Consider the following 11,640-nt stretch of genomic DNA (forward strand, 5'->3'; position numbering starts at 1 on the left):
CTCGATGACCATGACCACGAGGGACATCGACGAGAACGTGCGCGCCGAACTGAACCGTCTGCGCGAGAGCATCGACAACATCGACGCGGCAGTCGTCCATATGCTCGCCGAGCGTTTCAAGTGCACGCAGCAGGTCGGCCACCTCAAGGCGCAGCACCATCTGCCGCCCGCCGACCCGGACCGTGAGTCCCGCCAGATCGAGCGGCTGCGGCAGCTCGCGGAGAGCGCGAAGCTGGACCCCGCCTTCGCGGAGAAGCTGCTGAACTTCATCATCGCCGAGGTCATCCGCCACCACGAGACAATCGCGGCCAGCCCGAAGGCCGACGCGAACGCCGACCAGAACACGGCCCCGAACGCATTGCCCGACGCCTGAGGCCCCCGCCCGCCTCCCTGTGCGCCGAGAGCACAATCGATACCCCGTGTGCAGGACAGGGGCCATCAGGCAGCATGGCCCCCATGTCCGTACTGACGCGCGACGAAGCGCAGACCCGAGCCCAGCTCCTCGACGTCCACCGGTACACGATCGAGCTCGATCTCACCGGCGGAGAAGAGACCTTCGACTCCCGAACCGTCATCCAGTTCACCGCGCGCGCGGCGGGGGACACCTTCGTCGAGCTCAAGCCGGCCTTGCTGCGTTCCGTCACTCTCGACGGGCAGCCCATCGACCCGGAGTCACTCGCCGAGAACCGGCTCGCGCTCACCGGCCTGAGCGCCGGGGAGCACGAGCTGCGCGTCGAGGCGGACATGCGCTACTCCCGCACCGGTGAAGGCATGCACCGCTTCACCGACCCCACCGACGGCGAGACGTACGTCTACACCCAGCTCTTCATGGAGGACGTCCAGCGCGTCTTCGCCGCCTTCGACCAGCCCGACCTCAAGGCCGTCTTCGAAATCTCCGTCACAGCGCCCGAGAGCTGGACCGTCCTCGGCAACGGCGTCGCCACCCACGACGGCGGCGGCCGCTGGATCTGCGCGGAGACCCCACCGCTCGCCACCTACTTCGTGGCCGTCGCCGCGGGCCCCTGGCACTCCGTGACCACCGAGCACGCCGGGCTGCCCTTCGGCATCCACTGCCGCCGCTCGCTCTCGCGCCACCTCGACGCGGACGCCGACGAGATCCTCGAGATCACGCGCCAGTGCTACGACCGGTACCACGAGAAGTTCGAGGAGCCGTACCCCTTCGACTCTTACGACCAGGCCTTCGTGCCCGAGTTCAACGCCGGGGCGATGGAGAACCCGGGCCTGGTCACCTTCCGCGACGAGTTCATCTACCGCTCCGCCGTCACCGACACCGAGCGGCAGACCCGCGCCATGGTCATCGCCCACGAGATGGCCCACATGTGGTTCGGCGACCTCGTCACGCTCAAGTGGTGGGACGACATCTGGCTGAACGAGTCCTTCGCCGAATACATGGGTTACCAGACCCTCACCGAGGCCACCCGCTTCACCGACACCTGGGTGGATTTCGCGATCGGCCGCAAATCCTGGGGCTACGACGCCGACCAGCGGCCCTCCACCCACCCCGTCGCCCCGGACCCGGACGCCGTCCCCGACACCGCGTCGGCGATGCTCAACTTCGACGGCATCTCGTACGCCAAGGGCGCGTCCGCCCTGCGCCAGCTGGTGACCTGGCTGGGCGAGAAGGACTTCCTCGCCGGGATCAACACCCACTTCGCCCGGCACAAGTTCGCCAACGCCACGCTCGCCGACTTCATCGACTCCCTCGCCGACTCCACTGACCGCGATGTGCACGGCTGGGCGGAGTCCTGGCTGCGTACGACGGGCGTGGACACCCTGACGCCGACGATCACCGAAACCAACGGCACCTGGGCGCTGCAGATCGCCCGCGACGGCAGCCGCCCGCACCGCATCGCGGTCGGCGCGTACGACGCCGACCCGGTGCACACCGGTCGGCTCGTGCTGCGCGACCGGCTCGAACTGGACGTCCCGCAGAACGGGAGCGGCGACACCCACCCGGGCCGCCGCCCGGCCCTCGTCGTCCTCAACGACGGCGACGCCAGCTACGCCAAGGTCCGCCTCGACACCGCCTCCTGGGACACGGCCATACGCTCCCTCTCCGGCATCCCGGACCCGCTGACCCGCGCCGTCGTGTGGAACGCCGCCCGCGACATGGTCCGCGACGGCGGCAGCGTCTCGCGGGGGGCAGCCGCCCGCCTGACCATGACCCCCACCGCCTACCTGGAGGCCGCCCGCGCCCACCTCCCGCGCGAGTCGGACCTCGCCGTCGTCCAGGGCGTCCTCGCCTTCGCCGCCGGCCAGATCGCCGACCGCTACCTCCCCGCCGACGAGCGGCCCGCCGCCCTGGGCACGATAAGGAGCATCTGCCGCGACCTGCTGCGCCGCACCGAGGACGGCAACGACCCCGGCCTGCGCCTGACCGCCGTACGCCACTTCATCGACGCCGCCGCCCAGCCGGAGACGCTCCAGGAGTGGCTCGGCGACGGCAGCGTGCCCGGCGGCCCGGAGCTCGACCCGGAACTGCGCTGGCGCATCCTGTACCGCCTCGCAGTCCTCGGCGCGTGCGACGACGCGGCGATCACCGCGGAGTTGAACCGCGACCCCAGTGCCACCGGCCAGGAGGGCGCGGCCCGCTGCCGCGCAGCCCTGCCCACACCGGAGGCGAAGGCGGCGGCCTGGCAGCGGCTGTTCACCACCGACTCGCTGTCCAACTACCTGTTCACGGCAACGGCCCAGGGCTTCTGGCAGCCCGAACAGGCCGATTTGGTAAGGGAGTACGTGTCCCGCTACTACTCCGACTCGGTGTCCCTGGCCGACCGCCGCGGCCCCGCCATCGCGGACGCGGCGGGCCGCTACGCCTTCCCGCTCCACGCGGTGGACGCGGAGGCGCTGCGACTGGGCGAGGAGTGCCTGCGCGACGCGGACATGATCCCGGCGCTGCGCCGCAAGCTGGACGACCAACTCGACGACCTGCGCCGCGCGCTGGCGGTCCGCGGCGCCCACTGACCGGGGGCTCCGCGACCGGACCCCCGCGCCTCAATCGCCGGCGGGGCTGACAAAGTCAGCCCGTGGGGGTCCAACCGGACGAAGTCCGGGGGAGTTCGAGGACGCTCCCCCTACGCCCGGAGGGCGTTGGGGGGACCCCCGGAAGGGGCTACCGACGGAATGCGCCAGCGGGCGGGGAACAGGCCCCGCGCAGCTGGCCCCGCACCCCCGCCATACCAGCGCCCCCCACCCCAACTCCCCCCTTCCCCACCGCAGTACCACTTTCGGGTCCGGTTCGTTGAGCTCTGCGGGCCCCCGCCGGATCCCCCGTCCACCCTGGTGTCGCACCCCGCGCTCACCGGAGGACCCCGCATGAGTACGCCGCCGCCCGGCCCGCCCCTCTCCGGAGGGCCCGCAGGCCCTGACGCCCTGCGGCCGCTGCTCGCCGTCGTGCTCGACGCACTCCACGAGGGCGCCGTGGCGCGCGGCGGGCCGTTCCCCGCCGGCGGCCCCGACGCCGTCGCCGCCCGGGTCCGCGAGGCCGCCGAGCCCGTGCTCCCCGACCGCGGCACCGGAGCCGAAGACGCCCTGCGCGGCCTCGTCCGCACCTTCGCGCAGGGCGCCGCCGACCCCGCGGACCCCCTGTGCGTGGCCCATCAGCACACCTCGCCTCTCGCGCTCGCCGTCGCCGCCGATCTCGCCGCCTCCGCGCTCAACCCCTCCATGGACTCCTGGGACCAGGCCCCGGCCGCGTCCGAGCTGGAGGCCTTGGTCAGCCGCGCCCTCGCCGTCGAGATCTACCCGCACCAGGTCGACCCCGATGCCCTCGTCACCACCGGCGGCACCGAGTCCAACCAGCTCGGCCTGCTGCTGGCCCGCGAACGCCACGGCGCGGTCCAGGTGATCTGCGGCGCCGGCACCCATCACTCCGTACACCGCGCCGCCTGGCTCCTCGGCCTGCCAGAGCCGGTCACCGTCCCCACCCCCTCCGGCGTCCTCGACCTCGCCGCACTCGACGCGGCCCTCACGGAACTGCCCGGCCCGCTCCTCGTCGCCGCCACCGCGGGCACCACCGACACAGGGCGAATCGACCCGCTCCCCGAGATCGCCGACCTGTGCGGACGCCACGGCGCCGAGCTCCACGTCGACGCCGCCTACGGCGGACCGCTGCTGTTCAGCGCGGAGCACCGCGGCAAGCTGGCCGGCCTGGAGCGCGCCCACTCCGTAAGCCTCGACCTGCACAAACTGGGCTGGCAACCGATCGCCGCCGGCCTGCTCGCCGTCCCCGACCGGGCCTTCCTCGCCCCCCTCGGTTTCACCGCCGACTACCTCAACGCCGACGACGACACCGAGGCGGGCATCCCCGACCTGCTGGGCCGCTCCCTGCGTACGACACGACGCCCCGACATCCTCAAAGTCGCCGTCACCCTCCGGGCGCTCGGCCGCACCGGCCTCGGCGCGCTCGTCGACCACACCTGCGCCGCCGCCCAGCAACTCGCCGACCTCGTCGAGGAGCACCCCCGCCTCGACCTGTACGAGCGGCCCGCACTCTCCACCGTCCTGTTCCGTCCCACCGGCGCCACCGACGAGCGGACCGCGGGCATCCGCCGCAAGCTCCTCGCCGAGGGCCGCGCCGTCCTCGGCCGGGCCCGCGCCGACGGCCGCCTCTGGCTCAAGGCCACCCTGCTCAACCCGCACGCCACCCCCGGCGACCTGGCGGCTCTGGTCCAGGAAGTCCTGACCGAACTCGTGGAAGGCCACCGATGACCGGCACGCCCGCAGCCGAACACTTCCCCCACGCCCAGGGCGCATGGGGGGACCCCCAGCCCCACGACCTCGTGGGCATCGGCATCGGCCCGTTCAACCTCTCCCTCGCCGCGCTCGCCGACGGCGTCCACGGTGGCCTCGCCACCGCCTTCTACGAGCAGCGGCCCGCCTTCCACTGGCACCCCGGCCTGCTGATCGAGGGCGCGACCCTGCAAGTCCCGTTCCTCGCCGACCTGGTGACGCTCGCCGACCCGGCCAGCCCCTGGTCCTTCCTCAACTACCTGCGCTCCCGGGACCGGCTCTTCCCCTTCTACTTCGCCGAGCGGTTCCACATCCAGCGCGCCGAGTACGACGCCTACTGCCGCTGGGTCAGCGACAGCCTCACCGGCCTGTACTTCGGTCACCAGGTCGACGCCGTGCGCTGGAACCTCGAACGCTCCCTGTTCGAGGTCGACTTCACGCAGCTCGACGCCGAGGGCGAGGCGGAGGCCCTGGGGCGCGCGTACGCCCGGCACATCGCGCTCGGCATCGGCACAGAGCCGTACGTGCCCGAGCCGCTCAGGCCGCTCGCCGACGCCCCGACCGTCCCGGTCATCCACTCCGCCGACTATCTCGACAACCGTGAACGGCTGCTGGCCGCCGAGCACATCACGATCATCGGCTCCGGACAGTCGGGCGCCGAGGTCTTCCTCGACCTGCTGCGGGCCCGGCCGGCCGGCGCCGAGAAGATCCACTGGCTGGCCCGTACCGAAGCGTTCGCGCCGATGGAGTACTCCAAGCTCGGCCTGGAGCACTTCACCCCCGACTACACCCGCTACTTCCACGCGCTGCCCGAGCAGACCCGCGACTCCCTCGTCCCACGCCAGTGGCAGCTCCACAAGGGCATCGACGCCGCCACCATCGCCGCCATCCACGACGAGCTCTACCGCCGCACCCTGCACGGCGGCTGGCCGGACGCCGTCCTCACCCCCGGCGTCTCGGTCCGCACCGCCGGCCGGGTCGCCACCACCAAGGTCGAACTCCACATCGAGCACACCCAGCAGGGCACCCGCTCCCGCCTCACCACAGACGCCGTGGTCCTCGCCACCGGCTACCGCGAGCGCCCGCTCGACCGGATCCTGGCCGGCCTCGACCCGCACATGCGCCGTGACGCGGCCCGGCGCCCGCGCGTCGACGACCAGTTCCGGCTGCTCCTGGACAGCTCGGTGACGGGCTCGGTGTACGTACAGAACGCGGAGCGGCACACGCACGGCGTGGGCGCGCCCGATCTGGGCCTGGCGGCCTGGCGCAGCGCCAGGATCCTCAACTCCCTCACCGGCAAGGAGCCCTACCCGCTGCCGCGCCGCACCGCCTTCACCAGCTTCGGCCTGGACCGCGAACAGGCCCTCCCCGCGCACACGCCGGAGGGCCTGCGTCCGCTGATGGAACACTCCTGATCACAAGACGGGTCAGAAGAGCGGGTCAGAAGACGGGCGTGCCGTCCCGCGTCAGCTTCCAGTCCACCGAAGCGAACTGCGCGGGGTCGATCGTGCCCTTGGCCTTCGCCCACGTGATGATCGTGTTGCGGATCTCGTCCGAGTTGGCCCACAGCTGCTTGGCCTGCGCGACGTGCGGGAAGTTCCCGCCGCCGCTGGCCCGGTAGTTGTTGACCGCAAGCACGAACCGAGCGGCCGGATCGATCGGCTTGCCCGCGAAGGACAGGTTCACGATCCGCGAACCGGCCGGCTTCGCGATGTCGACCTCGTACGTCAGACCGTACAGAGCGTCGTAGTTGTAGTCCGGAATGCTGTCGGCGTTGGTGAGCTTCGCCGGGTCCACCGGAGCACCGGGGGCCGTCTGGACGAAGTACTTCGCGGAGTACTCCAGATAGTCCTTGAGCTGGGCGCCGGTCAGCAGCCGCGCCTCCAGGGTGTTCTCGAAGACGTACAGGCCGGCCGCTTCGCGGATCGTCACCTGGCCGGCCGGGATCGCCGCCGTCCGGGAGAAACAGGAGGCCTGGGAGACGACGGGCAGCGCCGCGTACTCGCCGCCCGCCAGGGCCGCCTTCACCGTCTCCGCCTGGACATGGTTGATCAGATCGATGATCGGGACGTCCTTGTACGGGCCCTCGGTCGCGGCCATCGCGGTGGTGGACGTGCCGATGACCTGGTTGACGTACGCGACGACCTTCTTGTGCTCGTCGTCAAGGAGCCGGGTGATCTTCGGATCCTCGGCCGCCGTGTTGGAGTTGAGGACCTGCGCGCCGACCTTCTCGACCGTCCAGCGGCCCTTGCTCCAGACCAGGTCGAAGTCGAAGAGGGTAAGCCGCTGGCCCCACTTGAGCGGCTCGGAGAGCACGACCTTCTCGCCGGTCTCCTTGTTGGCGACGAAGTACTCGGCGATCTCGGTGTGCGCGTGACCGACGAGTATCGCGTCGATGCCGGGCACCTGCTCGGCGACGAGACCGGCGGCGTTCTCGATGTACGGGAGCTGGTCGCCGTACGAGGAAGTGCCGCTGGAGCCCGAGTGGGCCGAGACGATCACGACGTCCGCGCTCATGGAGCGCAGCTTCGGCACCCACTTCGCGGCCTGCTCCTCAAGGCCGGGGAAGACCATCTTGCCCTGGACGTTGGCCTTGTCCCAGATCGCGATGCCGGGGTTGGTCAGGCCGAGGACCGCGACCTTGACGTCCCGGCCGTGCGGAGTGCACAGGCGGTGCATGCTGTACGGCGGGAAGGCCGGGCGGAGCGTCTTGGCGTCCAGCGCGTTCGCGCCGAGCAGCGGGAAGTCGCACTGCTCCTCGAACTTCCGCAGCACCGGGATGCCGTAGTTGAACTCGTGGTTGCCGAGCGCCGCCGCGTCGTAGCCCATGGCGTTCATGGCCTGCGCCATCGGGTGCACGGGGCCGCGCCTGGCCGTGATCGGGTCGACCTTGGCGTAGTAGTACGACAACTGGGTGCCCTGGATGGTGTCACCGGCGTCGATGAGGAGCGTGTTGCGCCGCCCCTTCTCCTCCCGCACCCGATCGACAAGCGTGGAGATCTTCGCCAGGCCCACGTCGTTGTGGGCCTTGTCGTCGAACTCCTTGTCCGTGAAGTAGTCCCAGTTGAAGACATTGCCGTGCAGATCGGTGGTGCCCATGACGGTGAAGGAGTACCGCTTCGGCGGACGTCCGTGGCTCTGGCCCGTCGCCGCGGCGGGCTCGGCCGCCGCGCCGGCGACGGCCACTCCCGCTCCGGCGGCGGCCGACCGCTCCAGGAACGTCCTACGGTTCAGCGGCATTTCGTCTCCTCGATGTCCATCGGTCAGCTGCACAACGCGCGTAGATTCTGGCTCAGAAGCAATGCGCGGCAACACCCTTCGCGGGTTTCGATCTGGTGTCTGCCAGTTGTCGCCGGGGGTGCGAGAGTGTCCAGGAAGACTGTTTGAGGACGTACGAGGGAGCTTCCCGTGACCACCGACGCACCCACCACAGCCGCGCCGTACGGCACCCCCGAGACGCCGCGCGTCGCCGTGCGCGGCGAGGCGCGCCTGGAGTTCGACCCGGAGATCGCCAGGATCGGCGTCGCGGTCAGCGCACGCGGCACGGACCGGCGCAGCGCGCTGGAGGACCTCACCCGCCGCAACTCCGCGGTCCTGGACCTGATCAAGTCGTACGGCGAATCGGTGGAGAAGCTGGAGACCGGCGCGTTCTCCATCAGCCCCGAACTGGGCCGCCACGGCAGGGGCGAACGGGTCCGCGCCTATCACGGCCGGGTCCACATCACCGCCGAACTCGCCGACTTCACCGCGCTCGGAGAGCTCACCACCCGGCTCGCCGACCTGGAGCTGACCCGGGTCGACGGTCCCTGGTGGTCACTGCGCCCCGACTCCCCGGCCCACGGCGAGGCCCGCCGCCAGGCGGTGCGGGAGGCGGTCCAGCGTGCCCGTGAGTACGCCGAGGCACTGGGGGCGCGGCTGTCCGCCCTGGTCGAGCTGGCCGATCTGGGTGCGGAGAACGTCGTCCCGTACGGCATGCCGCCCGCTCCCGGCGGCATGCGCATGGCGGCGTACGGCTCCGCCGAAAGCGCCGAGACGGCCCCGGCCCTCGATCTGGAGCCGCAGCGCCAGACGGTCTACGCCCAGGTGAACGCGCGCTTCACGATGACCCCTCCGCAGCTTTAGCGAAAGAGGTCCCCATGATCACGCTGCGTTATGTACTGCGCCCGAGGAGCTGCGCGCATACTTGTCATGAATGCTCATCAGAGCACTGCTGCGCACAATTCAACACTTGTCAATAACCCTTCACGTAAAGGTTGTTGAGTAGTCATGCGCGACCAATTCTCTACCCGCCGGTAAGCCCTAGGCTCGAACCATGCGCCGAGCAAAGATCGTCTGCACCCTGGGGCCCGCCACCGACTCATACGACCAGATCAAGGCACTGGTCGAAGCCGGAATGGACGTCGCCCGCTTCAACCTCAGCCACGGCACCTACGCCGAGCACGAGGAGCGCTACCAGCGCGTACGCAAAGCATCCGACGAAACGGGCCGCAGCGTCGGTATCCTCGCCGACCTTCAAGGTCCGAAGATTCGCCTCGGACGCTTCCGTGAAGGTCCCGTACTGCTTGAACGCGGCGATGAATTCACCATCACCGTCGAGGAGACGGAAGGCGACCGCCACACCTGCGGCACCACCTACCAGGGCCTCGCGGGCGATGTCACCACCGGTGAGCGCATCCTCGTCGACGACGGCAAGGTCGCCCTCGAAGTGACCGCCGTGGACGGCCCCCGGGTCCACACCACCGTCGTAGAAGGCGGCATGGTCTCCGACAACAAGGGCCTCAACCTCCCCGGCGTCGCGGTCTCCGTCCCCGCCCTCTCCGAGAAGGACATCGAGGACCTCCGCTGGGCGCTGCGCATCGGGGCCGACATCATCGCGCTCTCCTTCGTACGCAGCGGACGCGACATCGACGACGTCCACCGGATCATGGAGGAGGAGGGCCGCCGCCTCCCCGTCATCGCGAAGGTGGAGAAGCCGCAGGCCGTCGAGAACATCGACGACATCGTGGCCGCGTTCGACGGCATCATGGTCGCCCGCGGCGACCTCGGCGTCGAAATGCCACTGGAGCAGGTGCCCATCGTCCAGAAGCGCGCGATCAAGCTCGCCAAGCGCAACGCCAAGCCGGTCATCGTCGCCACCCAGATGCTCGACTCGATGATCGACAACTCCCGCCCCACGCGCGCCGAGGCGTCCGACGTGGCCAACGCCGTCATCGACGGCACCGACGCCGTGATGCTCTCCGGCGAGACCAGCGTCGGCAAGTACCCCGTCGAGACGGTGAAGACGATGGGCCGCATCGTCGAGGCAGCCGAGGAAGACGTCCTCGCCAAGGGCCTGCCCCCACTGACCGAACGCAACAAGCCCCGCACCCAGGGCGGCGCCGTGGCCCGCGCGGCCGCCGAGATGGGCGACTTCCTGGGCGCGAAGTTCCTGGTCGCCTTCACCCAGTCCGGCGACACGGTCAAGCGCCTCTCCCGCTACCGCTCACCGATCCCGCTGCTCGCCTTCACTCCGGACGCGGCCACCCGCTCCCAGCTCAATCTCACCTGGGGCGTGGAGACCTTCCTCGGCCCGCACGTCGGCTCCACGGACGCGATGGTCGCCCAGGTGGACGAGGAGCTCCTGAAGATCGGCCGCTGCGAGAAGGGCGACATCGTCGTGATCACGGCGGGCTCGCCGCCCGGAGTCCCGGGCTCGACGAACCTGGTGCGCGTCCACCACATCGGCGAGGACGACAGCCCCCAGTAGGCGCCGGGGTACGCCTGTCGGGCCGGGGTGGTCAGTACTTCGGCCCGACGTACAGGTCTGGGTGAGCCTGGCTGGATCTTCAGGAGCCCGGGGAGCGGAACGGTGACACGATCACACGCTCACGTGAACTTCAACCATTCCGACGTGACCTTGGAAGCGAAGGAAAGTGCCCCGGGTCGGACTCGAACCGACACTGTATGGGTTTTGAATCCATTGCCTGCTGCCAATTGGGCTACCGGGGCTCGCAGAATCAAAGGTTGCCCCCGACCTGCTGCAGCACCACCTTACCGTAGCTGGGTAGGCTCTTGGGAGCTGTGCCTGCCCTGAACGAGGAGCCCCCGTGACCGCCCCCGACTCGCCCCAGCCCGTCGCCGACGACGACAAGTCGCACGTCCCTCCGCTCACGACCCGCGTCGTGATCGCCGAGGACGAGGCCCTCATCCGCCTCGACCTCAAAGAGATGCTGGAGGAAGAGGGCTACGCGGTCGTCGGCGAGGCCGGGGACGGGCAGCGGGCCGTCGAGCTGGCCCGGGAGCACCGGCCCGATCTGGTGATTCTGGATGTGAAGATGCCCGTCCTGGACGGGATCTCCGCGGCCGAGAAGATCGCCGAGGAGTCCATCGCCCCCGTCCTCATGCTCACCGCGTTCTCGCAGCGCGACCTCGTCGAGCGGGCCAGGGACGCCGGGGCCATGGCGTATCTGGTGAAGCCGTTCAGCAAGAGCGACGTGGTGCCGGCCATCGAGATGGCGGTGTCCCGGTTCACCGAGCTGAAGGCGCTGGAGCAGGAGGTCGCGGATCTCTCCATGCGGCTGGAGACGCGCAAGCTGGTCGACCGTGCGAAGAGCATCCTGCAGACGCAGTACGGGCTGAGCGAGCCGGCCGCGTTCCGCTGGATCCAGAAGACGTCGATGGACCGGCGGCTGTCGATGCAGCAGGTCGCCGAGGCGGTCATCGAGGACGCCGAGGAGAAGAAGGCCGCGAAGGACCAGTAGGGCATCCGGAGATACGGAGAGGCGCCCCCCCCCCCCCCCGGGGGGGGGGGGGGGGGGGTGTTTTGGGGCTGGGGGGGGGGCCGGGGGGGGGGCGGGGGGCGCCGGAGGGGGTGGTGGTCTGCGGGGGCCGGGGCGCGCGGCGACCTAT

General features: G+C 70.3%; 8 protein-coding genes and 1 tRNA gene. 7 read left to right on the top strand and 2 right to left on the bottom strand.

Going from position 1 to position 11,640, the window contains the following annotated elements:
* Window positions 1-10 precede the first annotated feature (10 nt).
* From ACFYWY_RS30515 to ACFYWY_RS30530, 4 genes are all read left to right on the top strand, one after another.
* Window positions 11-373: a chorismate mutase gene (locus tag ACFYWY_RS30515; protein ID WP_389192084.1), complete on the top strand. Its 363-nt coding sequence runs from the start codon at window positions 11-13 to the stop codon at window positions 371-373.
* A gap of 83 nt (window positions 374-456) precedes the next feature.
* The gene (gene pepN, locus ACFYWY_RS30520) at window positions 457-2,985 is read left to right on the top strand and encodes an aminopeptidase N (RefSeq protein WP_389192087.1); all 2,529 of its coding nucleotides are present in this window, start codon (window positions 457-459) and stop codon (window positions 2,983-2,985) included.
* Between the two features lie 351 nt (window positions 2,986-3,336).
* Complete coding sequence (locus ACFYWY_RS30525) at window positions 3,337-4,731, top strand: pyridoxal phosphate-dependent decarboxylase family protein (RefSeq protein WP_389192090.1); 1,395 nt, start codon at window positions 3,337-3,339, stop codon at window positions 4,729-4,731.
* The gene (locus ACFYWY_RS30530) at window positions 4,728-6,167 is read left to right on the top strand and encodes a lysine N(6)-hydroxylase/L-ornithine N(5)-oxygenase family protein (RefSeq protein WP_389192093.1); all 1,440 of its coding nucleotides are present in this window, start codon (window positions 4,728-4,730) and stop codon (window positions 6,165-6,167) included. Before ACFYWY_RS30525 ends, ACFYWY_RS30530 begins: the two co-directional genes overlap by 4 nt.
* A 25-nt stretch (window positions 6,168-6,192) precedes the next feature.
* On the opposite strand, the gene ACFYWY_RS30535 is transcribed toward ACFYWY_RS30530, so the two are convergent.
* The gene (locus ACFYWY_RS30535; RefSeq protein WP_389192096.1) at window positions 6,193-7,992 is read right to left on the bottom strand and encodes a bifunctional metallophosphatase/5'-nucleotidase; all 1,800 of its coding nucleotides are present in this window, start codon (window positions 7,990-7,992) and stop codon (window positions 6,193-6,195) included.
* Window positions 7,993-8,160: 168 nt separating this feature from the next.
* On the opposite strand from ACFYWY_RS30535, the gene ACFYWY_RS30540 reads away from it, so the two are divergent.
* The gene (locus ACFYWY_RS30540; RefSeq protein WP_389192099.1) at window positions 8,161-8,874 is read left to right on the top strand and encodes an SIMPL domain-containing protein; all 714 of its coding nucleotides are present in this window, start codon (window positions 8,161-8,163) and stop codon (window positions 8,872-8,874) included.
* 190 nt (window positions 8,875-9,064) lie between these two features.
* A complete protein-coding gene (gene pyk, locus ACFYWY_RS30545) occupies window positions 9,065-10,498 on the top strand; it encodes a pyruvate kinase (protein ID WP_389192102.1) in 1,434 nt (477 codons plus the stop codon).
* Between the two features lie 167 nt (window positions 10,499-10,665).
* On the opposite strand, the gene ACFYWY_RS30550 is transcribed toward pyk, so the two are convergent.
* Window positions 10,666-10,740 (bottom strand) — tRNA-Leu (locus ACFYWY_RS30550).
* A 98-nt stretch (window positions 10,741-10,838) separates the two neighbouring features.
* Between ACFYWY_RS30550 and ACFYWY_RS30555 the strand changes: the two genes are divergently transcribed.
* Window positions 10,839-11,492 (top strand): ANTAR domain-containing response regulator, encoded by a 654-nt coding sequence (locus ACFYWY_RS30555; protein ID WP_389192105.1) that lies wholly within the window; start codon window positions 10,839-10,841, stop codon window positions 11,490-11,492.
* The last annotated feature ends 148 nt before the right edge of the window (window positions 11,493-11,640 follow it).

The sequence above is a fragment of the Streptomyces sp. NPDC002870 genome, assembly GCF_042888505.1.
Lineage (GTDB): Bacteria > Actinomycetota > Actinomycetes > Streptomycetales > Streptomycetaceae > Streptomyces.

Bases quoted from the DNA above. Each gene is read 5' to 3' on its own strand.
- ACFYWY_RS30515 (WP_389192084.1), top strand. From the start codon at position 11: ATGACCACGAGGGACATCGACGAGAACGTGCGCGCCGAACTGAACCGT.
- pepN (WP_389192087.1), top strand. From the start codon at position 457: ATGTCCGTACTGACGCGCGACGAAGCGCAGACCCGAGCCCAGCTCCTC.
- ACFYWY_RS30525 (WP_389192090.1), top strand. From the start codon at position 3,337: ATGAGTACGCCGCCGCCCGGCCCGCCCCTCTCCGGAGGGCCCGCAGGC.
- ACFYWY_RS30530 (WP_389192093.1), top strand. From the start codon at position 4,728: ATGACCGGCACGCCCGCAGCCGAACACTTCCCCCACGCCCAGGGCGCA.
- ACFYWY_RS30535 (WP_389192096.1), bottom strand. From the start codon at position 7,992: ATGCCGCTGAACCGTAGGACGTTCCTGGAGCGGTCGGCCGCCGCCGGA.
- pyk (WP_389192102.1), top strand. From the start codon at position 9,065: ATGCGCCGAGCAAAGATCGTCTGCACCCTGGGGCCCGCCACCGACTCA.